At 67.5% G+C, this 24,893-nt stretch carries 26 protein-coding genes and 1 tRNA gene; 19 read left to right on the forward strand and 8 right to left on the reverse strand.

Going from position 1 to position 24,893, the window contains the following annotated elements; all coding sequences use genetic code 11:
• Positions 1 to 38: 38 nt before the first annotated feature.
• On the reverse strand, positions 39 to 2,279 hold the full coding sequence (gene tmcA, locus NMQ09_RS15670) for a tRNA(Met) cytidine acetyltransferase TmcA (RefSeq protein ID WP_255191521.1): 2,241 nt from the start codon (positions 2,277 to 2,279) through the stop codon (positions 39 to 41).
• 271 nt (positions 2,280 to 2,550) lie between these two features.
• Between tmcA and rpl7ae the strand changes: the two genes are divergently transcribed.
• From rpl7ae to NMQ09_RS15715, 9 genes are all read left to right on the forward strand, one after another.
• On the forward strand, positions 2,551 to 2,913 hold the full coding sequence (gene rpl7ae, locus NMQ09_RS15675) for a 50S ribosomal protein L7Ae (protein ID WP_255191522.1): 363 nt from the start codon (positions 2,551 to 2,553) through the stop codon (positions 2,911 to 2,913).
• Between the two features lie 11 nt (positions 2,914 to 2,924).
• Complete coding sequence (locus NMQ09_RS15680) at positions 2,925 to 3,146, forward strand: 30S ribosomal protein S28e (protein WP_255191523.1); 222 nt, start codon at positions 2,925 to 2,927, stop codon at positions 3,144 to 3,146.
• A gap of 1 nt (position 3,147) precedes the next feature.
• On the forward strand, positions 3,148 to 3,528 hold the full coding sequence (locus NMQ09_RS15685; protein ID WP_255191524.1) for a 50S ribosomal protein L24e: 381 nt from the start codon (positions 3,148 to 3,150) through the stop codon (positions 3,526 to 3,528).
• The gene (gene ndk, locus NMQ09_RS15690) at positions 3,525 to 3,989 is read left to right on the forward strand and encodes a nucleoside-diphosphate kinase (protein ID WP_255191525.1); all 465 of its coding nucleotides are present in this window, start codon (positions 3,525 to 3,527) and stop codon (positions 3,987 to 3,989) included. The genes NMQ09_RS15685 and ndk overlap by 4 nt, the downstream gene beginning before the upstream one ends.
• 286 nt (positions 3,990 to 4,275) lie before the next feature.
• Positions 4,276 to 4,638 (forward strand): DUF7344 domain-containing protein, encoded by a 363-nt coding sequence (locus NMQ09_RS15695; protein WP_255191526.1) that lies wholly within the window; start codon positions 4,276 to 4,278, stop codon positions 4,636 to 4,638.
• Between the two features lie 171 nt (positions 4,639 to 4,809).
• The gene (gene sod / locus NMQ09_RS15700; RefSeq protein WP_255191527.1) at positions 4,810 to 5,412 is read left to right on the forward strand and encodes a superoxide dismutase; all 603 of its coding nucleotides are present in this window, start codon (positions 4,810 to 4,812) and stop codon (positions 5,410 to 5,412) included.
• 315 nt (positions 5,413 to 5,727) lie between these two features.
• On the forward strand, positions 5,728 to 8,742 hold the full coding sequence (locus NMQ09_RS15705; RefSeq protein WP_255191528.1) for an FAD-binding and (Fe-S)-binding domain-containing protein: 3,015 nt from the start codon (positions 5,728 to 5,730) through the stop codon (positions 8,740 to 8,742).
• 52 nt (positions 8,743 to 8,794) lie between these two features.
• On the forward strand, positions 8,795 to 9,163 hold the full coding sequence (locus NMQ09_RS15710) for a DUF8159 domain-containing protein (RefSeq protein ID WP_255191529.1): 369 nt from the start codon (positions 8,795 to 8,797) through the stop codon (positions 9,161 to 9,163).
• A gap of 40 nt (positions 9,164 to 9,203) precedes the next feature.
• A complete protein-coding gene (locus NMQ09_RS15715; protein ID WP_255191530.1) occupies positions 9,204 to 9,812 on the forward strand; it encodes a toll/interleukin-1 receptor domain-containing protein in 609 nt (202 codons plus the stop codon).
• Between the two features lie 11 nt (positions 9,813 to 9,823).
• Here NMQ09_RS15715 and NMQ09_RS15720 read toward each other — a convergent pair whose 3' ends face one another.
• The gene (locus NMQ09_RS15720; protein WP_255191531.1) at positions 9,824 to 10,492 is read right to left on the reverse strand and encodes a J domain-containing protein; all 669 of its coding nucleotides are present in this window, start codon (positions 10,490 to 10,492) and stop codon (positions 9,824 to 9,826) included.
• A 480-nt stretch (positions 10,493 to 10,972) separates the two neighbouring features.
• Here NMQ09_RS15720 and NMQ09_RS15725 point away from each other — a divergent pair, with 480 nt between their 5' ends.
• Positions 10,973 to 11,401, forward strand: a complete 429-nt coding sequence (locus NMQ09_RS15725; RefSeq protein WP_255191532.1) for a DUF3054 domain-containing protein — start codon at positions 10,973 to 10,975, stop codon at positions 11,399 to 11,401.
• Positions 11,402 to 11,431: 30 nt separating this feature from the next.
• Here NMQ09_RS15725 and NMQ09_RS15730 read toward each other — a convergent pair whose 3' ends face one another.
• The 6 genes from NMQ09_RS15730 to NMQ09_RS15755 all read right to left on the reverse strand — a co-directional run bounded on the left by NMQ09_RS15730 (position 11,432) and on the right by NMQ09_RS15755 (position 18,684).
• Positions 11,432 to 13,372: a NosD domain-containing protein gene (locus tag NMQ09_RS15730; RefSeq protein WP_255191533.1), complete on the reverse strand. Its 1,941-nt coding sequence runs from the start codon at positions 13,370 to 13,372 to the stop codon at positions 11,432 to 11,434.
• A 60-nt stretch (positions 13,373 to 13,432) separates the two neighbouring features.
• Positions 13,433 to 14,710, reverse strand: coding sequence for a DUF7405 family protein (locus NMQ09_RS15735; RefSeq protein ID WP_255191534.1), 1,278 nt, complete (start codon positions 14,708 to 14,710; stop codon positions 13,433 to 13,435).
• A gap of 223 nt (positions 14,711 to 14,933) precedes the next feature.
• Positions 14,934 to 16,487, reverse strand: a complete 1,554-nt coding sequence (locus NMQ09_RS15740; protein ID WP_255191535.1) for a cobyric acid synthase — start codon at positions 16,485 to 16,487, stop codon at positions 14,934 to 14,936.
• A gap of 51 nt (positions 16,488 to 16,538) precedes the next feature.
• Entirely contained in the window at positions 16,539 to 16,724 is a 186-nt protein-coding gene (locus NMQ09_RS15745) for a hypothetical protein (RefSeq protein WP_255191536.1), read from the reverse strand.
• A 382-nt stretch (positions 16,725 to 17,106) separates the two neighbouring features.
• Positions 17,107 to 17,177, reverse strand: a tRNA-Gly gene (locus tag NMQ09_RS15750).
• A gap of 109 nt (positions 17,178 to 17,286) precedes the next feature.
• Positions 17,287 to 18,684 (reverse strand): MmgE/PrpD family protein, encoded by a 1,398-nt coding sequence (locus tag NMQ09_RS15755; RefSeq protein ID WP_255191537.1) that lies wholly within the window; start codon positions 18,682 to 18,684, stop codon positions 17,287 to 17,289.
• 474 nt (positions 18,685 to 19,158) lie between these two features.
• Here NMQ09_RS15755 and NMQ09_RS15760 point away from each other — a divergent pair, with 474 nt between their 5' ends.
• The 9 genes from NMQ09_RS15760 to rpmC are packed head-to-tail and all read left to right on the forward strand — an operon-like array spanning position 19,159 to position 24,891.
• The gene (locus tag NMQ09_RS15760; RefSeq protein WP_255191538.1) at positions 19,159 to 20,055 is read left to right on the forward strand and encodes an RNA methyltransferase; all 897 of its coding nucleotides are present in this window, start codon (positions 19,159 to 19,161) and stop codon (positions 20,053 to 20,055) included.
• Between the two features lie 4 nt (positions 20,056 to 20,059).
• Positions 20,060 to 21,079, forward strand: coding sequence for a 50S ribosomal protein L3 (locus tag NMQ09_RS15765; protein ID WP_255191539.1), 1,020 nt, complete (start codon positions 20,060 to 20,062; stop codon positions 21,077 to 21,079).
• Positions 21,080 to 21,082: 3 nt separating this feature from the next.
• Positions 21,083 to 21,835, forward strand: a complete 753-nt coding sequence (gene rpl4p, locus NMQ09_RS15770) for a 50S ribosomal protein L4 (protein WP_255191540.1) — start codon at positions 21,083 to 21,085, stop codon at positions 21,833 to 21,835.
• Positions 21,832 to 22,086 carry a 50S ribosomal protein L23 gene (locus tag NMQ09_RS15775; protein ID WP_255191541.1) on the forward strand — a complete coding sequence of 85 codons (255 nt, stop codon included), beginning with the start codon at positions 21,832 to 21,834 and terminating at the stop codon, positions 22,084 to 22,086. Before rpl4p ends, NMQ09_RS15775 begins: the two co-directional genes overlap by 4 nt.
• A 2-nt stretch (positions 22,087 to 22,088) precedes the next feature.
• Positions 22,089 to 22,811 carry a 50S ribosomal protein L2 gene (locus tag NMQ09_RS15780; protein WP_255191542.1) on the forward strand — a complete coding sequence of 241 codons (723 nt, stop codon included), beginning with the start codon at positions 22,089 to 22,091 and terminating at the stop codon, positions 22,809 to 22,811.
• Positions 22,808 to 23,233 (forward strand): 30S ribosomal protein S19, encoded by a 426-nt coding sequence (locus NMQ09_RS15785; RefSeq protein ID WP_255191543.1) that lies wholly within the window; start codon positions 22,808 to 22,810, stop codon positions 23,231 to 23,233. The genes NMQ09_RS15780 and NMQ09_RS15785 overlap by 4 nt, the downstream gene beginning before the upstream one ends.
• A gap of 7 nt (positions 23,234 to 23,240) precedes the next feature.
• Complete coding sequence (locus NMQ09_RS15790; protein WP_255191544.1) at positions 23,241 to 23,717, forward strand: 50S ribosomal protein L22; 477 nt, start codon at positions 23,241 to 23,243, stop codon at positions 23,715 to 23,717.
• Positions 23,717 to 24,667, forward strand: a complete 951-nt coding sequence (locus tag NMQ09_RS15795) for a 30S ribosomal protein S3 (RefSeq protein ID WP_255191545.1) — start codon at positions 23,717 to 23,719, stop codon at positions 24,665 to 24,667. The genes NMQ09_RS15790 and NMQ09_RS15795 overlap by 1 nt, the downstream gene beginning before the upstream one ends.
• Complete coding sequence (gene rpmC / locus NMQ09_RS15800) at positions 24,667 to 24,891, forward strand: 50S ribosomal protein L29 (RefSeq protein WP_255191546.1); 225 nt, start codon at positions 24,667 to 24,669, stop codon at positions 24,889 to 24,891. The genes NMQ09_RS15795 and rpmC overlap by 1 nt, the downstream gene beginning before the upstream one ends.
• Positions 24,892 to 24,893 lie beyond the last annotated feature (2 nt).

Raw genomic sequence — 24,893 nt, forward strand, 5'->3', positions numbered from 1 at the left:
CAGAGCTCTGATGGATCGGACCGTCGCGAGAGCCGTCGTCACCGAAACCGATCGCGGACCTCGAGCGCAGCCTCGCTCCCGTAGCGGTCGACGAGCGGGCAGAGCGCCTCGCCGAGGGCTCGCATGCACTGGCCCGCGGAGGGGTACTCGAGTTCGTCCGCGACGGCCGACCACGGCCGGCCCTGGAGCACCCGCAGGACGAGCAGTCGTTCCTCTCGATCCGAGAGGTTCCCGGGGGCGTCGACGAGGTACCGGACGACCAGCCGGCAGAATGGGCCGGGGTCGACGTCGAGCAGGCCAGGTCCGTAGGCGGCCCCCGCGACGACGCGCCACTCGTGATCCGAAAGCGAACACGGCGGCGTCGCGTCGACGCTCGTGAGGAGCGCCCGGGCGACGTCGGGCTCGAGGTCGGCGAGCGAATCGGAGGCGACGGCGGGGAACCGGCGGAGGAACCACCTGGCGTGGCGGTCGTGGAGGTCGCGCCCGGCCTCGCTCGTCGGATTGAGCATGAGCGCCGAGTACTCGCCGCTGGCGTCGTTGCGGGTCGTCGAGACGTGGACGGTCGCGTAGCCGTTCTCCCGCCAGAACTCGAGCAGTTCGGGTGTCGCTCCGAAGCCGGTGCCGAGCCAGTCGACGTCGTCGGCGACCTCCTCGCGGATGCGCTCGAGCAGCGCCGAGCCGAGGCCGCGCGAGCGGACGGCGTGGTGGGTGGCGATGCGCATCACCCGGAGGCCGGTCGGCTCGCCGGCGGCCTCGTCGCGAAGCTGACTCGTCAGTACGTCCGGGAGCATGTTGCCGCGGATGCGTCCCCCCTCGTACATCATCGCCCGAGAAGCGGGCGGGAGCCCGCCCTCGCGCGCGAGCAACGCGACACTCACCACGTGGCCGTCGTGAACGAGCGCGCGGACCGCGAGGTTGGGAGCGTCGAGCAGCCGCGCCAGGTCGTCGGGCTCGGTCCGGTAGTGGGCGAGCACGAGCAGGCCGAACGTCTCCGCGAGGAGGTGTTCGTCCGCGAGCAACGCCTCCGGAGTGAGCCGCCGATAAGTCGCCGTATCCGGAGTCGCCGCAGTCACGACCGGCTCGACCGCCGGCCGCGCGTCGAGCGCGAGCGCGTGAAACGCCCACGTCTCGATCGGGTCCCCGGCGGCGTACCTGATCGGCTCCGCGAGCGCGAGTTCGGTCACCGCGTGGTCGCTCTCGGCGAGCCGGTCGCGAAACCGAACCGAAAACCCCCGCCCTGCACCCTCGTAGCCGTGGATCGTCGTCGCGAAGGCGATCCGGTCGGCGACGAGCAGCGACTCGAGTAGCGAGACGGGAAGCGCCGCCGCCTCGTCCACGACGACCAGCTCGGCCGCCGCCGCCTCCTCGACGGCGTCGGGCGGCCGGAGAAATCGCACTCGTCCGCCGGCGTCGGATTCGAGCCGTCGGTCCGCGCTCGCTCCGTCGGATCGGTCGCGCCCCTCGAGCGTCTCGAGCAGTGCGGCCGCGCGGGCGAACACTTCCGCGGCGTTCCCGAACGACGGGGCCGTCACGAGGACGTCCTCACCGTTGGCGGCGAAACAGCCGGCAGCCAGTCCGACGGCGCTCGATTTCCCGCGGCCCCGATCCGCCTCGAGGACGGCGGCAGTTCCCGGTTCGGCGAGCGCCTCGAGCCCGGCGAGCGCTGCGGCCTGGTCGGCCGTGTAACAGGCGTCGTAGGCAGCGGCCGGGAACCGACGCTCCGCCGGCAGTTCGATCGGGGCCGCCGGCAGCCTCGGCGCCGGCTGGGTCAGCCCGTCGCGTTCGACGCGGCCGGCGTCGACGTCGACGATGGCGATCCCCGGGTGGGCATACAGCGTCTCGACCAGTCGTTCCCGGAAGTTCCCGGTGACGTCCTCGAGGGTAAACGGCGACACGGCGAGTCGCTCGTCGAAGCCGTCCCGACGCGCGGGCCACTCCGCCAGCGGCGGCGTGAGGGCCACGAGGAGCCCCCCGCCGTCGACGACGCCCGTGACCTGCCCCAGCGCGTTCGGCCGGAACGACTCGTGTGCGTCGACGACGACGACGTCCCGCGTCGCACCCAGCAGCTGGCCGGCGTTCGAGACCGGCACCTGCTCACAGCGGAGTCGGTCCTCGGGGCCGACGAGCGTCGTTCGTGTGATGGGGACGTCGAGTGCGTCCAGGGCGACCTCGAGCGTTTCGTAGCCACGTTCGCGCCCGCCCGCGAGGACGAGGAGTCGTCGTTCGCCGACGCGCGTCGCTTCACGGCGGAGCCCGGTGGCCACGTCGACGACGTCCATAGCTGACGGTCGGTCGCCGACCCCGTAAGTCCCACCGGTTCGTCCCGGTCGCCCGGGATCGGCGACCAGTCGGGATGCGGACCGTTCGCATCCACTCGGTCATTTGGACACGCTTTTAAGGGGGCACACGCTACGAAGTCGTACACCCTACGCGGGGTTGATGATGCTCCTAGCCGCACAGGACCTCCGCCGGACGCCATCCGGCCCGGGATCTCCAGTGTCCCGGACGGCAGGGGAGCGCGAGCCCGCGCGTAGGAGAGGTGAACAACCAATGTCAGTATACGTAAACTTCGAAGTCCCGGCCGACCTCCAGGAAGACGCCCTCGAGGCGCTCGAGGTCGCTCGAGACACAGGCAGCGTAAAGAAAGGAACCAACGAAACGACCAAAGCCATCGAGCGCGGCAACGCCGACCTCGTCTACGTCGCCGAAGACGTCACGCCCGAGGAGATCGTGATGCACATCCCCGAACTCGCCGACGAGAAGGGAATCCCGTACGTCTTCGTCGAGACCCAGGACGACGTCGGCCACGCCGCCGGCCTCGAGGTCGGCTCGGCCGCCGCGGCGATCGTCAACGCCGGCGAAGCCGGAAGCGACGTCGAGGACATCGCTGGCAAGGTCGAGGACCTTCGCTGAGGTGACCGAACATGAGCGCTGAAGAGGAAAACGGATCCACGCCCGCCGAGGTCATCGAGATCGTCGGCAAGACCGGCATGCACGGTGAAGCCATGCAGGTCAAGTGCCGGATCAAGGAGGGCGAGAACCAGGGTCGCATCATCACCCGAAACTGCCTCGGACCGGTCCGCGAGGGGGACATCCTCCAGCTCCGCGAGACCGCCCGTGAGGCGGACTCCATCGGAGGACAGTAAGATGGTCGAGAAGCGAACCTGTGACTACACGGGAGAAGAGATCGAGCCCGGAACGGGCATCATGTACGTCCAGAAAGACGGCACCGTCCTCCACTTCGTCGACTCGAAGGCGGAGAAAAACTATCTGCTCGGCCGCGAACCGCGCGACCTCGAGTGGACCGCCGAGGGCCGGCGCGGCAAGGGCCCGGTTCAGGCCCAGGCCGAGGAAGCCGACGAGGAGGTCGACGAGACCGAAGCCGTCGAAGAGGACGAAACCGAAGAGGCTGAAGCCGAGGAAGAGGACGAAGCCGAAGAGGCTGAAGCCGAGGAAGAGGACGAAGCCGAAGAGGGCGAAGCCGAGGAAGAAGAGGCTGAAGCCGAAGCCGAGGAGGCAGACAAATGAGCGACCACGAGCGCACCTTCGTGATGGTCAAGCCCGACGCGTTCGCGCGCGGGCTCGTCGGCGAAGTCGTCTCCCGACTCGAGTCGCGCGGCCTCAAGCTCGTCGGCATCAAAGTGCTCAACATGCCCGAAGAGCGGGCGAGAGAGCACTACGCCGAGCACGAGGACAAGCCCTTTTTCGACGACCTGATCGACTTCATCACCGCCGGCCCCGTCGTCCCGATGGTCTGGGAGGGCCAGGACGCCACGCGGCAGGTCCGCCAGATGATCGGCGCGACCGACCCGCTCGAGGCCGCCCCCGGAACGATCCGCGGCGACTACGCACTCGACCTCGGCCGGAACGTCGTTCACGCCGCCGACCACGAGGACGAGGGCGCGAACGAACGCGAGATCGCCATCCACTTCGACGAGGACGAGCTGATCGACTACGACCAGCACGACGCCGAGTGGCTGTACGAATAGCGCGGATAGTTCCGTCTCACCTGATTTTCTCGCCGGCGGACGCGAACGAACCGGAGAGCCACGCGTCGATCACCCCTCAGATCAGCGTCGGCGCGTCCGCGTGCGCACTCGATCGGTGACCCGACACGCGTCACACCGATTCACGACCGCAGCAGTCGTGTATCTCACCAAATAAATGAATAGATCATTACATATTAAGAGGTAGATAGACGTAACAACTAATGTGGCGGCAGGTGTATGGAGCCGTGGTGGTTTCGAATGGTAACTTACGGTAGGTGGTCCGTGGATGCGTGAGACTGAACGGGAGGCGACGGCCATAGCCGACGCGTGCACGCCGTCTCTCGACGTCGTTTTCGACGTGCTCGCGAATCAGCGGCGACGGTTCGTGCTCTATCACTTACACGACTCGACCGACGGCATCGCGACGATCGACGAGATCGCAGCATACGTGGCCTCACTCGAGGAGTCAGACGCCGAACCGGCGGAGCATCGGCTGCACGTAGTCACGTCACTCCAGCACATGCATCTGCCGAAGCTCGAGGACGCCGGCGTCGTGGAGTACGACCAGCGCAGCGAGACGGTTCGGTACTGGCGCCAGCCGTCACTCGAGGAGTGGCTCGAACACGCCTGCCACAAGGAACTCTCCTAGGTCGATCGCCCCGTTCGCGGCGACGTCGTGACACGAAAACGGCAGCGATGGACCAGTGTCCCAAATTGGGCGATTTTGAAACCCATACTGGTTACGTTTCGTGAGGCGTGCTATCGTTCCCATCCTCAATATTTAACAGGTGAGCGGTCGTCAGAGAAACACGGTGTCACCATGACTGATCACGAACTTCCCGAACTTCCGTACGACTACGACGCACTCGAGCCGGCGATCTCCGAACAGGTCGTCACCTGGCATCACGACACGCACCACCAGGGCTACGTCAACGGCCTCAACAGCGCCGAGGAGACGCTCGCCGAGAACCGCGAGTCCGGTGACTTCGGCTCCTCCCCGGCGGCGATGAAGAACGTCACCCACAACGGCTGTGGCCACTACCTCCACACGCTGTTCTGGGAGAACATGTCCCCGAACGGTGGCGGCGAGCCCGAGGGTGACCTCGCCGACCGCATCGAGGAGGACTTCGGCTCCTACGACGCCTGGAAGGGCGAGTTCGAGGCCGCCGCGGGCGCCGCCAGCGGCTGGGCGCTGTTGGTGTACGACCCCGTCGCGAAGCAACTGCGCAACCTCGCCGTCGACAAGCACGACCTCCACGCGTTGTGGGGAGCCCACCCAATCCTCGCGTGTGACGTCTGGGAGCACTCTTACTACTACGACTACGGTCCGGACCGTGGCAGCTTCATCGAGGGCTTCTTCGACGTCGTCAACTGGGAGAAAGTCGACGAAGAGTACCAGAAGTGTCTCGACCACTTCGAGTAGTCGACCGGACGACCGTCCGGTAGCCGACCAGGTACACGTTCTAGTTCTTTCGACGACCGTCTCCGAGAGCGACGCCTCCCCGACGAGCGCAACTGTCTCCGAAAGCGACGCCTCCCCGACGAGCGCAACTGTCTCCGAAAGCGACGCCTCCCCGACGAGCGCAACTGTCTCCGAAAGCGACGCCTCCCCGACGAGCGCAACTGTCTCCGAAAGCGACGCCTCCCCGACGAGCGCAACTGTCTCCGAGAGCGACGCCTCCGACGAATGCCGGTTCGACGGCGACCATTTATTCACCCTCGTGAGCTGTATCGTACCATGGCAACAGAGGACATGGAACGCCGGTCGACGGCCGAAGGGCTGAGACCAGCGGCGGACGAGGGTGGGCACGAACGACTCGCCCGCGACCTTCGGGCGGCCTGTGACGGCGACGTCCGGTTCGACCGGTACACGCGCGTCTGTTACGCGACCGACGGGAGTATCTACGGCGCCGAGCCCGCAGGAGTCGTCTTCCCGCGAGACGTCGCCGACGTCCAGGCAGCGGTCCGCGTCGCGAGCGACCACGAGGTGCCCGTCCTCCCCAGGGGAGCCGGCTCCTCGCTCGCAGGACAGGCAGTCGGCCCCGGCTGCGTCGTGCTCGACTGCTCGAGGCACCTCGACGCGATCCTCGAGGTCGACCCCGAGGCCCGAACCGCGCGGGTCCAGCCAGGCGTCGTCCAGGACGACCTCGACGACCACCTCGCCGAGTGGGGACTGAAGTTCGCGCCCGACCCCGCCTCCGCGAACCGGGCGACGATCGGCGGCGGGATCGGTAACAACTCGACAGGAGCCCACTCCGTCAGATACGGGATCACGGACGCCTCCGTCGACGAACTCCGGGTGGTGCTCTCGAACGGCGAGCTGATCCACACCCGGGAGGTCGTCCTCGACGGCGAGGAGTACGAGGACATCGTCTCCCGGGACACCCGCGAGGCCGCGATCTACGAGACCGTGCGCGGACTCGTCGAGGACCACGAGGACGAGATCGAAGCGCGGTACCCGAACCTGAAGCGGCGCGTCACCGGCTACAACCTCGACCGAGTGATCTACGAGACCGACGACGGCGAGGCGGTGATCAACCTCTCGAAACTGCTCGTCGGAGCGGAGGGGACCCTGGGTGTCGTCGTGGAGGCGACCGTCTCGCTCGTGAGCAACCCGGAGGAGACGGCGCTCGCGCTCTACGCCTTCGAGGACCTGCTCGAGGCGCTCGAGGCGGTCCCCGAGGCCCTCGAGTTCCCCGTCAGCGCGGTCGAGCTGATGGACGAGGAGGTGTTCCGCCTCGCCAGCGAGTCCGACGGCTACGCCGAGTACGCCGACCCGATCCCCGGCGGGGCCGCGGCCGCGCTCATGCTCGAGTGGGACGACGAACTCGTTTCCGGGGACGATCAACGCGCGGCGTTCGAGTCGGCCGTCGCCGACACCACCGCGCACTTCGTCGCGAACGGCGACGCCTTCGACGTCCTCGAGGCGTACGAGGAGGCCGACCAGGAGCGGCTGTGGAAGCTTCGGAAGGCGGCGATTCCGCTGTTGATGAGCCTCGAGGGCGACCCGAAGCCGTACCCGTTCATCGAGGACGCGACCGTCCCGCCCGCAGAGCTCGCCGAGTACGTCTCGGCCTTCGAGGAGATCCTCGAGGCCCACGACACCTCGGCGGCCTACTTCGCCCACGCGGGATCGGGGACGCTCCACATCCGGCCAATCTTGAACCTGAAGGAGGAAGGCGGCGTCGAGGCGATGCGTTCGATCGCCGACGACGTGACGGACCTCGTCCTCGAGCACCACGGCTCGTTCTCGGGCGAACACGGCGACGGGATGGCCCGCACCGAGTTCACGCCCAAGATGTACGGCGAGGAGCTCTGGGGGGCGTTCAAGCGGGTGAAGACGGCGTTCGACCCCGACTGGCTGTTGCACCCGGGCAACGTCGTCTACCGCGACGGCCCCGACGACCCCGGTCCGGACTCGCCACGCGGCGTCGGCGCCGACATGCGCGAGCACCTCCGGTACGGCCCCGACTACTACTCGCTCGAGCCACGGACGACGCTCGAGTTCGACGACGAGGGCGGCTTCTCCCACCTCGTCGAGCTCTGCAACGGCTGTGGGACCTGCCGACAGACCGATCGCGACGTGATGTGTCCGACCTATCGTGCGAGCGAAGAGGAGATCACGACGACCCGCGGCCGGGCGAACCTGCTCCGGGCGGCGGTCAGCGGCGACCTCCCACCCGAGGAGCTGTACACGGAGGAGTTCCAGCGACGCGTCCTCGACCTCTGTATCGGCTGTAAGGGCTGTCAGAGCGACTGCCCGACGGGCGTCGACCTGGCGAAGCTCAAGGCCGAAGTGAAACACCAGTACCACGACCGCGAGGGAATCAGCGCCCGCGAACGGCTGTTCGCGAACGTCGATCGGCTCGCCGCCCTGGGAAGCCGGCTCGCACCGCTGTCGAACTACGGTCCCCGACTCCCCGGCTCGCGTCGGCTCCTCGAGCGAACGCTGGGAATCGCGCCCGAGCGCTCGCTACCGTCGTTCGCCGGGGAGTCGCTCGTCTCGTGGTACGACGAGCGCGGCCCACGGGTGAACCCCGCGACAGCGATCGACCGCGTGGTGCTCTACCCGGACACGTACACCAACTACACCGACCCCGACCCGGGGAAGGCCGCCGTCGCGGTGCTCGAGGCTGCGGACGTCCACGTCGAGATTCCGTCTCTCGGCCCGACGGGTCGGGCGGCCTACTCCCAGGGCCTGCTCGACGTCGCGGCCGACCGGGCGACGGCGCTGCTCGACGACCTCGAGTCCCATCTCGAGCGCGGTCGGTCGGTTCTCTTTCTCGAGCCCTCCGACGCCTCGATGGTCGTCGACGAGTACGGCTCGCTGCTGTCCGATTCGCGAGTCGAGACGCTCGCCGCGAACGCCGTCGGCGTCTGTGCGTACCTCGACTGGAATCGCGTGGTCGACTCGCTCGCCTTCGACGCCGATGTGACCCTCGCTTATCACGGCCACTGTCACCAGAAGGCCCTCGGCCGTGATCACCACGCCGTCACCGTCCTCCGTCAGGCTGGCTACGCGGTCGACCCGCTCGAGTCGGGCTGCTGTGGCATGGCCGGCAGCTTCGGCTACGAGGCCGACCACTACGACCTCTCGCGAGCGATCGGCCGCCTGCTCCTCGAGCAACTCGACGAGAGTGCCGGCGAGGCAGTGGTCGCCCCCGGTGCCTCCTGTCGAACGCAGGTCGGCGACTTCGCGGGGTACGACCGGCCCCACCATCCGATCGAGGCGCTGGCGGCCGCACTCGAGTGACGCGCTCGTCCTGGCCCGCAACCCTTTGACGGTCCCCGTCGAAAGGAGCCACATGGCCGAGGAGCATCCGTTCGACGTCGCACTCGAGAATCGGCTCATGGGCAAGGGAATCTACCTCACGCGGTGGGAACAGGAGGGCGACGTCGTCGACTGTGCGTACGAGACCGTCGCGGAGGTGCCGGCGGTCACGAGCCACGAGGTCGGCGTCGTCGTCCGGACGCTGCTCGAGGTCGCCGACGAGCACGAGGCGTGGACGCCGATCACGCTCGAGGCGACGTCGACGACGACCGACGGGACGGTCAGAGGCGAGTGGCGCGTCGAGGCCGACTGGTTCAGGCGACTCTACGACGACCTCTCGGAACTCGAATTCTCGGAACTCGTGCTGTCGTCGGTGGAGAACCGATCGGCGCGAGAACAGTAGTATTAAGTTTTGTGGCCGCGCGTTGTTGAGACAATCCATCATGACCGGCGAGCACGTCTTCGTTTCTCACGATCAGGCAGACCTCGAGCTGGTTCAGGACCTGTTCTCGACGGTGAAGAACTTCCCCTTCGGCGTGCACCTCGCCCTCGAGGAGGTGGGGTCCGGTCGGGCGCGAGAGCGGCTCAAAGCGCGGATCGCGAACAGCGACGTCGTTGTCGCCGTCCTCACCGAGTCCTCGGCCGACAGCCAGTGGCTCAACCAGGAGGTCGGCTACGCGCTCGCGAGCGGCGTCCCCGTCCTCCCGCTGTACGACCGCGAGTCGCTTCGCTCCGGCTACCTCGCCGACGTCGACGGCGTCGAGATCGCTCGAGACAACTTGACGGTCACGATCTTCAACCTCCTCAGCCGGCTTCGAGCGCAGCTCGCCCCGCTCGGGGCGCTGTCGGTTCCCGACTGGTACGTTCGGTTCCCCTGCACGATGCCCGACTGTGGCCACCCGGTCACCCTCGAGATCAGCCAGGGACAGCCGAAGCTGTGGAAGCTCCGCGAGCACGGTCACCTCCTCGAGACGACGTGTGACGTCTGTGAGACGACGTACTACTTCGACCCGGCGACGATCGGCTTCGTCCGACGCGAGAGCGCACCCTGATCGCAGCCGGACTACCGGAGTCGGTCGTAGGCGTCTTTGACGAGCGTAAACGCCGACCGACTGCCGCTCTTTCGGTCCGGGTGCGCCCGCTTGATCTGTCTGAGAAACGCCTCGCGAATCGCTTCGTCCGTCGCTCCCTCGTCGACGCCGAGGACCGCACGCGCTTCCGTCGTTCGCATCATCACGTCCGCGACGACGCCATCCGCTTTGGCTCGCTCCGTGCAGTCGGCGCACAGCGCTTCGGTTCGGTCGTCGATCGTCGTGACGCGAAAGAGCTCCGCTTCGACCCACTCGTGACACTGGCTACAGCAGCTCCGGGTCGTGGCGAGTTCGGTCGTTTCCACGTCCGACCGGCCGTTCGCGACCGACGGCTCGGTGTTCCCATCACTCCGGCCAGGGACTTCCGCGAGACAGTCCGGACAGCAGGTGACGACCGTCCCGTCGACGAGGACGACGTCCTCGAGGTCGCCACGCGAAAAGTCGCCGGTACAGCCGTCACAGTCGGCACGACATCGATCGAGCGAAGCGAGGCGTTCGACCGCCTCGCGAGCGTACGGCTCACAGTCGAGACAGCACGCGACCGTTTCCCCGTCCGGCATCGACACGGTGGTGAGCCGGTCGAGGAGAACGAGCCGTCCACAGCCGTCACATCCGTCGCGCCGTCCGTCGACTACTGCCATCGGGTGAGGGATTCGGCATCGTCCTATATCAGTCCTGTCGTCGCGTCGGTGACTGAATCCAGATTCGGCGCACCCGTCGACGCCCGACGGGATATAGCACCCGTTGAAAGTCATTGCACACCCGGTCACGAACGTCAGCGGCCAGCCTCGACGACGAGGCCGAGGCTGGCCGCTCGGCTGTGACCGGGTGTAAATCGTTTCAACGAGTACTATAGTAAGCGATTACCACAGAACGGCGACGACGGAAGCCGCAGATCGAACGCGAGCGGTGGACGCGAAAGGAGTGGATAACGAAGTCCGAACACGGCTACGGAGCGAGTGCGAGGGCCATCCTCGCACGCCAGCGCCCTGTCCGTTGGCCGACTCCCGGCGACGCCAGTCGCCGAGGTTCCTCCTCTCCTGTCACCAGTTTCGGCGAGCGACGATCGGGCATAACCGAGAACCGGGAGACCAATAGGGCCCGAGCACCGACTCGAGGGTATGGCCGAAACCGTTCGGATACCCGGATTTGGAGACGGGGCGGATCGCGAAACGGTGTTCGTCGGCGTCGTCGACGTGGCGCTGCTTGCGGGACTCGTTCTCCTGGGGCAGCTGAGCCACGGACAGAACCCGCTCGCGGAGCCGCTGGGCGCACTCGAGGCGATCGCGCCGTTCGTCCTCGCCTGGATCGTCGTGGCCCCCTTTGCAGGCGTCTACGCTCGAGCGGTGCTGTCCTCGCCGACGGCAGCCGTTCGAGTGACGGTAATCGGGTGGCTCGCGGCGGCGAATGTCGGATTTATTTTGCGCGCCTCGCCGTGGTTCGAGGGCGGAATCGCCTGGGCGTTCCCGCTCGTGATGACCGGAATGGGACTGCTCTTGCTCGTCGGCTGGCGCCTCGCCTACGTGGCGCTCGCCGGCGGCGGACGCTAACGAACCGGCCCAGAACGGTCGCTCGAACACCTACGAGTTCTCAGATTCAGGGTCACAGTGGCGCTCCTCGAGTTCCCACTCGACCGCGTCGAACCAGTCGGCGTTCGTCGGCTCACACAGCGGCGCCGTGTCGACGATGTCTCCCGCTCGCATTCCCGGCACCGTCGCCTCGAACGACGAGACGGCGTCGATGACGGGCGCCCGGGCGAGCGTTGGCGTCCCGTCGACGTCGGGGAGCCGCTGGTCGACGGGGTGGGTCGGCGAGAACGATCGCTCGAGGACGACGCCGTCTGTCTCCCCGATCGAGCCGTCCCAGTAGTTCCCTCGTTCGTCCTGGGTCCAGACGCGAAGCGGCGTGAACGGGCCGCTGCTGGCGTGGTCGACGTTGTCGACGAAGTCGTTGCCGACCACCAGGTTAGTCGGCAGCATCGACCGCGCCTGCATCCCTTGGACGTTGCCGGCGATGACGTTCTCCTCGTAGATCGTGTTCGAGGCCTCGGCCCGAAGGCCGACCTGATTGCCCACGATGACGTTCCGGGCCACGTAACTGTCGCTGCCCTCGGGACGGATCCCTCTCGGATTGCCGACGACTTCGTTCTCGACGATCCCGATCCGTTCGGGGCCGGTCATGACGTAGATCCCCACGTTGTCCTGGTCGCTGGCGTGGTTGTTCGCGATCAGCGCGTCCGACGTGTACATGAAGTGAACGCCCATCCGGCCGCCTTCCATGTGGTTACCCCGGATAACGATCCCGTCGGCGCGGTGGGTGTAGACGCCGTCCCGACCGTCGATGAACGTCGAGTCTTCGATCACGCCCGGCGAGTGCATCGCGACGACGCCCATGTAGCCATCGCGCCAGTTCTCGGCCCCGTACACCGTGACGTTCCGGACGACTGCGTCGGGGCTGTGGCGGAGCAAGACGCCGTTGGCGGGCGTCTCGATCGTCACGTCCTCGATCAGCGCACCCGCGGCGCCGGTCGTCACGACGCCCGCGTCACCCTCGCTGTACGCACCCTCGAGGTCGTCCTCCCACGCTTCCAGGTCGGCGTCCTCGTCCGGCTGGTGGTCGACGGCCAGCTCGTCGCCGGTCTCCTCGCCGACGCCAGTTAGTTCGAGGCCCACGACCGCGGCTCGTGGCGACTCGAGGGCCACGACCGAGCCGTTCCCGCCGCCATCGATCGTCACGTCGCCCTCGCCCCGGAGCGTGATCGGCCGGTCGATCGTCACCGTCTCCTCGTACGTTCCGTCGGGGACGACGACCGTCTCGTTCGCCCCGGCGGCGTCGATCGCTCCCTGGATCGTGTCGGCATCCTCGCCGACGACGACCGTCTCGGGGCGCTCGAGCAGGGCTCGCGAGTCGTCGACGAGCGCGTCCGCGTTCGCGTGGTGATCGTCGACGCGCTCGCGGACCGTCCCGGCGTCGTCGAGGTCGAACTCCGTCTCGAGGACGGCCTCCCAGGTCAGGACCGAGCCCCCGTGGTCGTCGACGAACGCCTCGGCCGCGGCCCGGTCGCCGAACGGGACGACCGTCTCGCTCGACGGCGTTCGGGCGTCGCTCCCGACGACGTAGACGGCGTCGGCCGCGTCGACCCAGCCGGGTTCGGCGGCCGGGTTCGGGTAGCCGTCGTCGGTCAACTCGAGATCGCTCTCTGCGTAATCGGTGACGTAGATCGCGAGCGGGTAGCCAAAGCGCTGTTCGTGGGTTGGCTCCCGCTGGACCTCGACGAACCGCTCGACGCCGTAGTAGCCCGTGACGTACTGATACTGGGAGTAAAAGACCTGGACTCGAGGGAGTTCGACGTCGTCCTCGAGGGCGACCTCGTCGTCGAAGGCGAGCCCCATCGAGATGGTGTCGTCGAAGTCGACGGGGTCGGGCGACGTCGAGCCGACGTCGACGAGAAAGAGCCCGACGGCGCCGAGGACGACGACGGCCGCGACCAGGTACCAGGTGGTCCGGGAGCGTTCGCGCACGGGTAGAGTGTGGGCGTCGACGGAAATGAACCGACTGGTTCGCCCGTCGAAGTCAGAGCGTCACGACGGGTTCGGCGTCGGCAGCGACCGGTGACGTCGCGGCGGCACGAGGTAGTTCGCCCGTCGGCGCACCGTGAGATACTGGAGGATGCCGTTGTTCGTTCGCGAACCGACTGCCGTCGAGCCGGCGAGGTCGGCGCCGGTCATCGCCTCGCGGGTCGCCACGAAGTCGGCGACCCGTCGCTGGTGGGACAGAAAGTGGAGCCCGGCCCGGTCGCCGTCGGTCGAACTGCAGTCTCGGCGGAGCAACAGGGGCTCGTCGCCGTCGCGGACGCGGGCGACCTTCTGGGTGTGGCCGACCACGCCGCGCTCGCGGGCATCCGTCTCGGCCGTCTCGCCGCAGTCGTCGACGTCGGCCCCGTCGCCGAGGTTGTGGCCGGCTCCCTCGAGGCGCCCCTCGTCGGCGTGGGCCGGGCAGAACATCTTGGCGACGCGCTGCTCGCGGCTGTCTTGCTCGTACCACTGGTGGAGATTGAGGTCGATCTTCGAGAGGTGGGTCGTCGTCCCGTCTTCGAAGGGGCCGTCCCGGATCGTGACGCGATCCTCCGAGGCCTGGTTCTCCCGAAAGCCGGACTTGAAGCCCATGAACAGCGGGGCGTCCTCGGGCACCGGCTCGGAGTCGGGCACGTCGGCCGCGTTCGCCTGCTCCGCCGCCGGAAGGCCGTCGCCGACGAACCCCGTTCGGCGCTCGGCGACGTCGAAGACGCCCTCGAGCGTCCCCTCGACCCCGACGCCGTTCAGTTCCTCGAGTTCGCCCGCGAGCGCTTCCTCGGCGCCGACGACGGCCTGGCCGTAGTCACTCGCGAGGTGGACCAGGGCGTCGTAGGCGTCGGGTTCGGGGTCCTCGATCGGCGCGAGCGCCTCGGGCTGGGGCAGGTCGACGGCCTCGGAGAGATCCTTGTCGAATCGATCGAAGTACGTCGGCGAGTAGCCCACCGTGAACGCGAGTCCCTCGCTCCCCCACTCGTAGGCGCGCTCGAGGCTCGTGAACGCGGCCTCGAGTTGCTCGCGTTCGCCCTCGGTCGGCCCGTCGCCGACGTACTCGAGACAGCACAGCACGTGGTGTTCGGGCAGCAGGTAATTTCCGTGGTCGTCCTCGCGCACGGCCGAGTTCCAGGCGTGCTGGCGCTCGGGACGGTCGTCGGGGTCGACCGACGCCCGCGCGGGACCGTCGTCGGCCTCGCGCTCGAGGCAGGCGGCGAACGCGCTCGCCCCGCCGATGGCGACGGCGCTGCGGACGAACGCTCGGCGAGGGAGCCCGCGTGACCGGCGACTCATGGGTCGTGGCTCCGGGACGCGCGAGTAAGGGAGTTGTGGTGGTGACAGCGCTCGTCTGGGCTCCGAGGTTCCGGCAAGGTGTGACCGTCGGCCGTCACTCGGTGGGTCGTTGAGCTGGCCTCGTCGAACCCGCCGGCTGTCCGCTCTGCGGTCCCCGGTGACCGATCCATCCGAACGCGGGTGAACTGTTCCTCGAGCGAGCGTTCGCGGCCATCCCAGCGCGTCAGCCGTCGATCGAACGGAACGGGTCGCCGAGCGCCTCGAGATCGAGCCCCTCGCGAACGAGGGCGGCGGCACGCTCGTACGGCGACACCTCGTCGACGCCCGACTCACTCGGCGACGGTCGCTCGCGTCCCGCGTGGTCGTAGACGCACTCGAGGAACGCCTCGCGGACGTTCGGATTGTCGAACAGGCCGTGGAGGTACGTTCCCAGCACCTGCCCGACCGCCGCGCTCTCGGGCTCGAGCGGTCGGGAAACGGGCTCGAGCGCGCGCGTCCGGCCGGCGTGAATCTCGTAACCCGAGGCGGTTCCGGTCGACCCCTCGATCGGCCCCGTGCCGTCGACGTCGACGGTCGTCTGCTCGAGTCGCTTCGTCCCCTCGAAGCTCGTCTCGACGGGTAGCAGTCCGAACCCGGGGACGGCTGTCCGGGGACCGGTGCCCTCGCGGTCGGCGTTCACCAGCCGTTCGCCGAGCAGCTGGTAGCCACCACAGAGGCCGACGATGGGGCCGTCGAACGACTCGAGGGCCTCGCCGAATCCCGCCTCGCGGAGCGCCAGCAGGTCGTCGACGGTGTTTTTCGTCCCCGGGAGGACGACGGCGTCGGCGTCGGCGAGCACCTCGGCGCGGCGGGGGCCGTCGACCGGCACGTAGGCGACCCTGACGCCAGGGACGGCGGCGAGCGCCTCGAGGTCGGTCGCGTTCGAGATGCGCGGCAGCCGGGGGACGGCGACGGTGACGCTCCGGTCGGACGGAACGCCGTCTTCGGTGCCGTCGACGACGCGCTCGTCCGTCGCCGGGAGGGCGACGCTGTCCTCTTCCGGCAGGCCTGGATCGGCGTACGGCAACACGCCGAGGATCGGAACGCCGGTTCGCGACTCGATCGCGTCGATCCCGGGCTCGAGTAAGCTCGCGTCGCCGCGGAACTTCGTGATGGCCGCGCCGAGCACCCGCTCACGGAGGTCGTCGGGGAGCAACTCGAGGGTACCGTAGAGGCTGGCGAACGCCCCGCCGCGCTCGATGTCCACGAGCAGGAGGATCTCGGCGTCGGCAAAGCGCGCCGTCTCGACGTTCGCCAGGTCCCGGTCGTGGAGGTTGATCTCGGCGATGCTTCCCGCCCCTTCGGCGATCACGACGTCGTGTGCCCCGGCGAGTCGGCGGTGAGACGCCTCGGCCGCGGCGCGGGCGCGCTCCCAGTGGTCCTCGTAGTACGCGCCGGCGGCGAGGTGCTCGAGCGCCCGGCCCTGGACGACGAGCTGGCTCTCACCGTCGCCGCGGGGTTTGAGCAGGACGGGGTTCACGTCGGTCGTCGGGGTGACGCGGGCGGCCCGGGACTGGACGAACTGGGAGACGCCGATCTCGCCCCACTCGTCGCCTGCCTCACTCGACGCAGCCGTCTCGCCCGCCCGAACGACCACGCGGGCGTTGTTACTCATATTCTGGGCCTTGTACGGCGCCACGTCGACGCCCGCGTCGGCGAGCAGCCGACAGAGTCCGGCCGCCACCGTCGACTTGCCGACGTGACTCGCCGTCCCGGCGACGAGGATCGTTCGGGTCATTCGCTCGAGCGGACGATGTGCGCCGGGCGGTTTCGAGCTATCGGTTCGGGCTTAGCCGCCGCTCTCGAACTCGACGCGCTCTTGGGGATGGGGCTCGATGTGGCTCAGAATCTCGTGCGGGACGTAGCCGATGTTGTATCCCTCCTCGTTGCGCAGGACGATCCCGCGTTCGAACTCACGAAAGTCGAAGCAGTCGATCTCCTCGTAGGCGTTCCCCGGTTTGTAGACGACTTTCATACCCGGCCGAAGGGTGTCCTCGCGGGTGGCGCTGGGGCTTGCCCGTGCCGGCTAGCGGCTCCATGACCGTCGGCGAGTAACTCGAGACCGTCACCGACGCGATCGAGACGCAACCGCCGGCGTACAGCCCCTGACGTCGACGGCACTGGACACGTCCGGGGCGACGACACTCGAGTGCGAACGGGAAAAACTGCGCTGGCTGCCGTGTTCGCGAGGGAAAACTGCGCTGGCTGGGATTTGAACTACGCCCAGACGGTCCTGCTCACCTCGCTTCGCTCGGTTGCGCGGGCTGCGACTGGTCTAGTTCAAATCCAGATTCGATTTCTCCGAACACGAATACTCGCGCTGCTTCGCAGCGCTCGTGGGGTTGTGTTCGGAGAAATGCGCTGGCTGGGATTTGAACCCAGGTTGTGACCATGGCAAGGTCACGTGATACCACTACACTACCAGCGCCGTGCTGCACTTTCAACTACACCGGGAGGGATGTATAAGGGTTGCGAATCGGGAGCGGTGTGGGCTGTGAATGCGTGACCCACGAGAGTCGACAATTCGAGCGAGTCCCCTACTCCCACGTCGCACTCGAGACGAGTTCCTCGACCGACCGCCTCTCGAGGCTTCCCACGACGGCCTCGAGCTCGGCGACGTCGACTCCGCCCTGGTCGGCCGCCTCGACCAGGTCCCGAACCTTCTCGAGGGTCGCCGCTCGCGACATCGGCGTTTCGGGGTCGCCGCGGGCAGACTCGACGAAGCGTTCGTGGGTTCCGTCGGTCGTTTCGACGACGACCCTGGCAGCCCACTGGTCGGGGAACAGGTCGCTGACTTCCTCGTCGGTCGTGACGGTCGTCGCCGCCATGAGTGCGCGCAGGCGGAGGTCCTCGAGTTCCGACTGGGCGGCGAGGAAGGAAGCGAAGCTCGCGTCCCCTCGGGTGAGCGTCAGGGCCGCGCCGAATGGCATGCTGAACTGGCAGTCGACGAAGTTCGACGGGCGGCGCTTCTCCTCGATCGGGTCGCCCGTGAGCCGGATGCCGGCGGCGGGAAGCGCGACCTCGATCGCCTCGATGCGATCGGCCTCGACCTTCGGGGCGAGGTCAGCCAGGGCGTCGAGGGCAGCGTGCATGTACCGACAGCACGGGTAGGGCTTGAGCGCCGTCTCGACGACGGCGTCCCGATCGTCGAGTCGGTCGAACGCCTCGAGGTGAGGGTCGTCGGTGTAGGCAGCGAAGAAGCCGTACTCGCCCTCGAGTGGGTCGGCCGCGGCCTCGAAGCCGGCCTCGGCCAGGGCCGTCGCGGTTACGGCCCGCTGGGCGGCGAGGCCGGGGTGGAGGCGCTTGTTCCACGCGCCGTTGGCGAGAAACTGCAGCGAGCCCGCCGCCTGACTGCCGTTGACGCCGAAGGCGTTCTCGAGTTCGACCGTCGTGAGTCCGCGCACGATTCCCGCGGCGGCCGTCGCGCCGAACGTCCCGCAGGTCGCCGTGATGTGAAAGCCACGATCGTAATGAGCGTCAGTGTTGACCGCCTCGCCGACGGTGCAGGCGACGTCGTAGCCCGCGGCGATCGCCCGGAGCAGACGGTCGGTCGAGGCGTCGATCGCCTCCGCGGTCGCGAGCGCAGCCGCGATCACGGGTGCGCCGGGGTGGAGCGACGACATCCGGTGGGTGTCGTCGAAGTCGAGCGAGTGCGCGAGCGTGCCGGTGACGAGCGCTGCGTGATCCGGTGGGACACGTTCGCCCGTTGGGATTACGGTGGCGAGCCCGTCGGCAGCAGCCGAGTGGGCGGCCGGACCGAGCGCCTTGAGGCCGCCCAGGACCGCCGGGGTTGAATCGGCGTGGGCTGCTCCGCCGACGACGACGCCGAGCCAGTCGAGGAGGTGTTGCTCGAGTTGTTCGCGAACGTCGGCCGTCAGCGGCGTCTCGGCGCGATCGACGCAGTAGGTGGCGAGAGCGGTGGTTGAGTCTGTCACGGTACTCGATGGCTCACATGACGACATGAAACTTCTCCCTCAGTCGTCCCGCGGATGCGATCTGACTGGCCCAGGGTGGCGAGCACAGTGCAGTAGTCGTCAACCGTCAGTGCACACCCGATCACGAACGGCCGCGGCTAGCCTCGGCAACGAGACCGAGGCAGTCCGCTTGGCTGTGGGGGGTACATCGTTTCAACAACCAGTATAGCCACTGAGAGGGCTGTGTGTGATACGGTCTGTTGTGACTCGGGACCGGCGATCGCTGCACCGTTCGAGCGATCACCTATAACACGGTACAACGATCCGTATGAATCGGTTCATCGGTCACTGTATCATCATCACTGACTGTGTCTCTAATTACCACGAAATCGGGGCTGTGAACCGCTCACAGCCGGGATCGGAATCCGCTATCCTTTTAAGACGTGGTCAGCAAAAGATCGCTACAGTCTAGTGACGAGGCGCCGAAGTCTCGGCATGACCGTCAGCGTACTCGTGCCGTCGTCGCTCACCCGTGAAGCCGAGGACAAACGCGAGGCAACTCGCAAACTCGGCTACGTCGCCCGCGCGGCGACGATCTTCCGGGTGGACCGCCTGCTCGTCTATCCCGATCGGGAGGGCGAACGCGGGCGATTCGACGGCGGGTTCGTAAGCACCGTGTTGCGGTACGCCGCAACGCCACCGTACCTTCGAAAGGAGGCGTGGGGCGTGCGGGACGAACTGGAGTACGCGGGCATCTTGCCGCCGCTCCGCGCACCGTCACAGACCGGCTCCGAATCGAACGGTTCGGGGTCGACAAGACAAGGGATCGTGACCGAGGTCGGACCTGAAGGGCGCGTCCGGGTCAATTGCGGACTGCAACACCCGATCTCCCTCCCCGTTCCGTCGAAGATGACGGTCGAGGAGGGAGAACGCGTGACCGTCAGGATCTCTTCGCGACGACCGGTCCGGGCGAAGCTCGTCGACGAACCCCTGCCGGGGTTCGCCGTCGAGCAGACGGACCTTTCGGCAGCACTCGGCCGTGAGGACGCCGGCGTTCGAATCGCAGCCTCCCGATTCGGTGCAGAACTCACCGGTGGGGGGCTCGAGACGCTGGCCGGACGCGTCGAGCGGGACGGGATGACCGTCGCGTTCGGCGCGCCCGAGAGAGGGTTGCCGGACATCCTCGGCATCGACGCGTCGTCGGTCGACGCGGCGTGGGACGACCACGCCGCCGTCGGCGACGCCGAGACCGAGGACGACGACGCACACGTCGAACCCGCCGATCCGGGGTTCGACCTCTGGCTCAATACGGTTCCGAACCAGGGCAGCAAGGTGGTCAGAACGGAAGAAGCGATGTTCGCCACCCTCGCTCCCCTCTCACTGAGAGCGTGATAGAATGCCACAAAAACACGCACCACGCAAAGGCTCACTCGGGTTCGGCCCACGACAGCGGGCGACCAGCGAGGTCCCCCGTTTCAACTCGTGGCCGGACGACGATGGACAGCCGACGCTCCAGGGCTTCGCGGGCTACAAGGCCGGCATGACCCACGTGGTGATGGTCGACGACAAAGCGAACTCGCCGACCGAGGGAATGGAGACGACCGTTCCTGTCACCATCGTGGAGACGCCGCCGATGCGCGCCGTCGCCCTGCGTGCGTACGAAGAAACGCCTTACGGACACCAGCCGCTCACCGAAGTCTGGACCGGCGAGTTCGTTCCTGAACTCGACCGCGTCCTCGACCTTCCCGGTGACGACTACGACGCCGAGGCCGCCGAAGACGAACTTCGCGGCTTCCTCGAGGAAGGACGCGTCTCGGACGTGCGGGCGATCACCCACACCGTCCCCGGCGACGTCCCCTCGATGCCGAAGAAGAAACCCGACGTGATGGAAACGCGCGTCGGCGGCGGCTCGATCGGCGAGCGCGTCGACTTCGGCCTCGAGCTGCTGGCCGACGGCGGCGAGCACTCGATGACCGACGTCTTCCGCGCCGGCGAGTACGTCGACGCGAGCGGCGTCACGAAGGGGAAAGGAACCCAGGGTCCCGTCAAGCGATGGGGCGTCCAGAAGCGCAAGGGCAAACACGCCCGGCAGGGATGGCGCCGCCGCATCGGGAACCTCGGTCCCTGGAACCCAAGCCGCGTCCGCTCGACGGTCCCCCAGCAGGGGCAGACCGGCTACCACCAGCGGACGGAACTGAACAAGCGCCTCATCGACGTCGGTGACGGCGCGGACGCGACGGTCGACGGCGGCTTCGTCAACTACGGCGAGGTCGACGGACCGCACGCGTTGATCAAGGGATCGCTCCCCGGGCCGAACAAGCGCCTCCTGCGCTTCCGCCCGGCGATCCGACCCGGAGACCAGCCGCGCCTCGATCCCGAGGTTCGGTACGTCTCTACCGCATCCAACCAGGGATAATCCATGCAGGCAACAGTACGCGACCTGGACGGTGCGGACGCAAGGGAGGTCGAGCTCCCGGCGGTCTTCGAGACGGAGTACCGCCCGGACCTGATCGCCCGCGCGGTCCGCGTCGCCCAGGCCAACCGAACCCAGCCCTACGGCGCCGACGAGTTCGCCGGTATGCGAACGCCCGCGGAGTCGTTCGGCAGCGGCCGCGGGATGGCCCACGTCCCCCGACAGAACGGGCGCGGCCGACGCGTTCCCCAGACCGTCAAAGGACGGAAGGCCCACCCGCCGAAAGCCGAGAAGGACTGGAGTGAATCGTTCAATGACAAAGAGAAGAAGCTGGCCGTCCGCAGCGCCATCGCTGCGACGACCGACGCCGAACTGGTCGCCGAGCGCGGCCACCAGTTCGACGAGGACACCGAACTCCCGCTCGTCGTTTCCGACGAGTTCGAGGAGCTCGTGAAGACGAAAGAGGTCGTCTCCTTCCTTGAGGACGCTGGCGTCTACGCAGACGTCGAGCGCGCCGAGGACGGACGCGGCATCCGCGCGGGTCGCGGCAAGACCCGTGGCCGGAAGTACAAGACGCCGTCGTCGATCCTCTTCGTGACCTCGAGCGAGGCCGGCCCGTCGACGGCCGCCCGCAACCTCGCGGGCGCCACCGTTGCGACGGCCGCGGAGGTCAACGCCGAGGACCTCGCACCCGGCGCACAGCCCGGACGGCTGACGATCTGGACCGAGAGTGCACTCGAGGAGGTGGCTGACCGATGAGCGGAATCATCGACTACCCGCTGGTGACCGAGAAGGCGATGAACGACATGGACTTCCAGAACAAGCTCCAGTTCATCGTGAACGTCGACGCCACCAAACCCGAGATCACCGAGGCTGTCGAGGAGCGCTTCGACGTCGAGGTCGTCAAGATCAACACGCAGGTGACGATGGAGGGCAAAAAGAAAGCGACGGTTACGCTGTCGACTGACGACGACGCCCAGGAAGTCGCCTCCAGAATCGGGGTGTTCTGAACATGGGACGCAGAATTCAGGGCCAACGACGCGGACGCGGCACGCCCACGTTCCGGGCGCCAAGCCACCGCTACAAGGCGAAGCTCGACCACCGGAAAGAAGGAGACGACGACGTCGTCTCCGGCACGGTCGTCGACATCGAACACGATCCCGCGCGCTCGGCGCCGGTCGCCGCCGTCGAGTTCGAGGACGGCGATCAGCGTCTCGTCCTCGCACCCGAGGGTATCACAGTGGGCGAAGAGATCCAGGTCGGCGTCTCCGCGGAGATCAAGCCGGGCAACACGCTCCCGCTCGCGGAGATCCCCGAAGGAGTACCGGTCTGCAACGTCGAATCGAAGCCGGGTGACGGCGGTAAGTTCGCCCGCGCCTCCGGCGTCAACGCAGACCTGATCACCCACGACCGCGACGCCGCGGTCGTCCAGTTGCCCAGCGGCGAGGTCAAACGCCTCGACCCGCAGTGTCGGGCAACGATCGGCGTCGTCGCCGGCGGTGGGCGGACGGAGAAGCCGTTCGTCAAAGCCGGCAAAAAGTACCACAAGATGCGCGCACGAGGTACGAAGTACCCACGCGTCCGTGGGGTCGCGATGAACGCCGTCGACCACCCCTTCGGTGGCGGTGGCCGCCAGCACCCCGGTCGCCCCAAGTCCGTCTCGCGGGACGCCCCGCCGGGACGGAAGGTGGGTGACATCGCTTCGCGCCGAACCGGCCGAGGTGGGAACAAATGAGCCAAGAGTACAGAACCGGCCGCGAGGGTGAGGAGTTCACCTACCGCGGCCACACGCTTGAGGAGCTGCAGGAGATGGAGCTCGAGGACGTCGCGGAACTGCTCCCCGCACGGAAGCGGCGAAGTATCGTACGCGGACTCGACGAGGAGCAACAGAAGCTGCTCGAGAAAGCCCGCGAGAAAGACGAGCAGGAGACTGCAAACTCGCCGATCCGGACGCATCTGCGCGACATGCCGGTGCTGCCGGAGTTCGTTGGACTCACGTTCGCCGTCTACAGCGGCCAGGAGTTCGGCCGCGTCCGAGTAGAGCCCGAGATGATCGGCCACTATCTCGGCGAGTTCCAGCTGACACGCAACTCCGTCGAACACGGACAGGCGGGGATCGGTGCCACTCGCTCGTCGAAGTTCGTCCCACTGAAGTGATCCACGTATGGGAATCAACTACTCGGTCGACGCGGACCCGGACACCACCGCGAGAGCGATGCTCCGGGAGCGTCACATGAGTCACAAGCACAGCAAAGAGATCGCCCGCGAGATCAAGGGCAAGCGCGTCGACGAGGCCCAGGAGTACCTCGAGGCGGTCATCGCCGGCGAGCGATCGCTCCCCCTCAAGTCGCACAACACCGGTGCGGGCCACCGCTCGGACATCGACGGCTGGGACGCCGGCGGCTACCCGACGAAAGCCTCCGAAGCGTTCCTCGACTTGCTCGAGAACGTCGCTGCCAACGCGGAGAACCAGGGCTTCGACGGTGAGGCGATGGAGATCGTCCACTGCGCCGCCCACAAGGTCGGCGAGTCGATCGGCCGCAAGCCCCGCGCGATGGGGCGGGCGACGGCGTGGAACACGCCGCAGGTCGACGTCGAGATCGTCGTCGAAGAACCCGAAGACGAGGAGGGAGATAACTGATGGCAGACGAACACCAGTTCATCGAAAACGGCCTGCAGCGCTCGCAGATCGACGAGTTCTTCGCCGAAGAGCTCGGTCGAGCGGGCTATGGCGGGATGGAAGTCGCGAAGACGCCGATGGGGACGCAGATCGTCCTCAAAGCCGAGAAGCCCGGTATGGTCATCGGCAAGGGCGGTGAGAACATCCGGAAAGTGACCCGCGCACTCGAGGAGCAGTTCAACCTCGACGACCCCCAGATCGACGTTCAGGAGGTCGACGAACCCGACCTCAACGCGCGGATCGTCGCCGACCGGCTGGCCAACGCGCTCGAGCGCGGCTGGTACTTCCGGAAGGCCGGTCACACGACGATCGACCGGATCATGGACGCTGGCGCGCTGGGCGCCGAGATCGTCCTCGCCGGGAAGGTCACGGGCGCGCGTTCGCGCGTCGAGAAGTTCAACCGTGGCTACATCAAGCACAACGGCGAACCCGCCGAGGAGATCGTTGATCACGGCCAGGGCGTCGCCGTCATGAAGCTCGGCACGATCGGCGTGACGGTCAAGATCATCCCGCCGGGAGCCGAGCTCCCCGACGACTTCCGCATCCACGAGGATCTCGATCCCGAAGAGGTCGTCCCCGAGGCCGTCGAGGCCAACGAAGGCGTCGAGGAACTGCTCGAGGCCGAACCCGAGGAAGCCGACGAGCCCGAAGCCGAGGAGGCTGAAGCCGACGTCGAGGCCGAAGAAGCGCCCGAACTCGACGAAGAGGTCGTCGAGGAGGTCATCGAAGAGGAAGTCGCCGCTGACGAAGCGGAAGCAGACGCCGACGCTGACGCGGAAGCAGATGCCGACGCGGAGGCCGAGGAAGACCTCGAGGAACTCGAGGAGGACGTCGAGGCCGAAGCCGAGGAGCTCCTCGAGGAGATGGAAGCCGAAGACGAGGACGAAGCCGACGAGGGAGGTGACGCCTGATGGCGATCTTGCACGTCGAGGAGATGCGCGACATGACGCCCGCCGAGCGCGAGGTCGAACTCGAGGAGCTCGAGACGGAGCTGCTGAACGCGAAGTCCGTGCTGGCCGCCGGTGGTGCCCCGGAGAACCCGGGCGAAATCGGCGAGCTCAAGCGGACGATCGCGCGGCTCAAGACGGTTCAGCGGGAAGAGGGCGATCTGGACGACGCCCAAGACGAAGCATAGAA

The sequence above is a fragment of the Natronobeatus ordinarius genome, assembly GCF_024362485.1.
In the GTDB taxonomy this organism is placed as follows: Archaea; Halobacteriota; Halobacteria; order Halobacteriales; family Natrialbaceae; genus Natronobeatus; species Natronobeatus ordinarius.

Bases quoted from the DNA above. Each gene is read 5' to 3' on its own strand.
- tmcA (WP_255191521.1), bottom strand. From the start codon at position 2,279: ATGGACGTCGTCGACGTGGCCACCGGGCTCCGCCGTGAAGCGACGCGC.
- rpl7ae (WP_255191522.1), top strand. From the start codon at position 2,551: ATGTCAGTATACGTAAACTTCGAAGTCCCGGCCGACCTCCAGGAAGAC.
- NMQ09_RS15680 (WP_255191523.1), top strand. From the start codon at position 2,925: ATGAGCGCTGAAGAGGAAAACGGATCCACGCCCGCCGAGGTCATCGAG.
- NMQ09_RS15685 (WP_255191524.1), top strand. From the start codon at position 3,148: ATGGTCGAGAAGCGAACCTGTGACTACACGGGAGAAGAGATCGAGCCC.
- ndk (WP_255191525.1), top strand. From the start codon at position 3,525: ATGAGCGACCACGAGCGCACCTTCGTGATGGTCAAGCCCGACGCGTTC.
- NMQ09_RS15695 (WP_255191526.1), top strand. From the start codon at position 4,276: ATGCGTGAGACTGAACGGGAGGCGACGGCCATAGCCGACGCGTGCACG.
- sod (WP_255191527.1), top strand. From the start codon at position 4,810: ATGACTGATCACGAACTTCCCGAACTTCCGTACGACTACGACGCACTC.
- NMQ09_RS15705 (WP_255191528.1), top strand. From the start codon at position 5,728: ATGGCAACAGAGGACATGGAACGCCGGTCGACGGCCGAAGGGCTGAGA.
- NMQ09_RS15710 (WP_255191529.1), top strand. From the start codon at position 8,795: ATGGCCGAGGAGCATCCGTTCGACGTCGCACTCGAGAATCGGCTCATG.
- NMQ09_RS15715 (WP_255191530.1), top strand. From the start codon at position 9,204: ATGACCGGCGAGCACGTCTTCGTTTCTCACGATCAGGCAGACCTCGAG.
- NMQ09_RS15720 (WP_255191531.1), bottom strand. From the start codon at position 10,492: ATGGCAGTAGTCGACGGACGGCGCGACGGATGTGACGGCTGTGGACGG.
- NMQ09_RS15725 (WP_255191532.1), top strand. From the start codon at position 10,973: ATGGCCGAAACCGTTCGGATACCCGGATTTGGAGACGGGGCGGATCGC.
- NMQ09_RS15735 (WP_255191534.1), bottom strand. From the start codon at position 14,710: ATGAGTCGCCGGTCACGCGGGCTCCCTCGCCGAGCGTTCGTCCGCAGC.
- NMQ09_RS15740 (WP_255191535.1), bottom strand. From the start codon at position 16,487: ATGACCCGAACGATCCTCGTCGCCGGGACGGCGAGTCACGTCGGCAAG.
- NMQ09_RS15745 (WP_255191536.1), bottom strand. From the start codon at position 16,724: ATGAAAGTCGTCTACAAACCGGGGAACGCCTACGAGGAGATCGACTGC.
- NMQ09_RS15760 (WP_255191538.1), top strand. From the start codon at position 19,159: ATGACCGTCAGCGTACTCGTGCCGTCGTCGCTCACCCGTGAAGCCGAG.
- NMQ09_RS15765 (WP_255191539.1), top strand. From the start codon at position 20,060: ATGCCACAAAAACACGCACCACGCAAAGGCTCACTCGGGTTCGGCCCA.
- rpl4p (WP_255191540.1), top strand. From the start codon at position 21,083: ATGCAGGCAACAGTACGCGACCTGGACGGTGCGGACGCAAGGGAGGTC.
- NMQ09_RS15775 (WP_255191541.1), top strand. From the start codon at position 21,832: ATGAGCGGAATCATCGACTACCCGCTGGTGACCGAGAAGGCGATGAAC.
- NMQ09_RS15780 (WP_255191542.1), top strand. From the start codon at position 22,089: ATGGGACGCAGAATTCAGGGCCAACGACGCGGACGCGGCACGCCCACG.
- NMQ09_RS15785 (WP_255191543.1), top strand. From the start codon at position 22,808: ATGAGCCAAGAGTACAGAACCGGCCGCGAGGGTGAGGAGTTCACCTAC.
- NMQ09_RS15790 (WP_255191544.1), top strand. From the start codon at position 23,241: ATGGGAATCAACTACTCGGTCGACGCGGACCCGGACACCACCGCGAGA.
- NMQ09_RS15795 (WP_255191545.1), top strand. From the start codon at position 23,717: ATGGCAGACGAACACCAGTTCATCGAAAACGGCCTGCAGCGCTCGCAG.
- rpmC (WP_255191546.1), top strand. From the start codon at position 24,667: ATGGCGATCTTGCACGTCGAGGAGATGCGCGACATGACGCCCGCCGAG.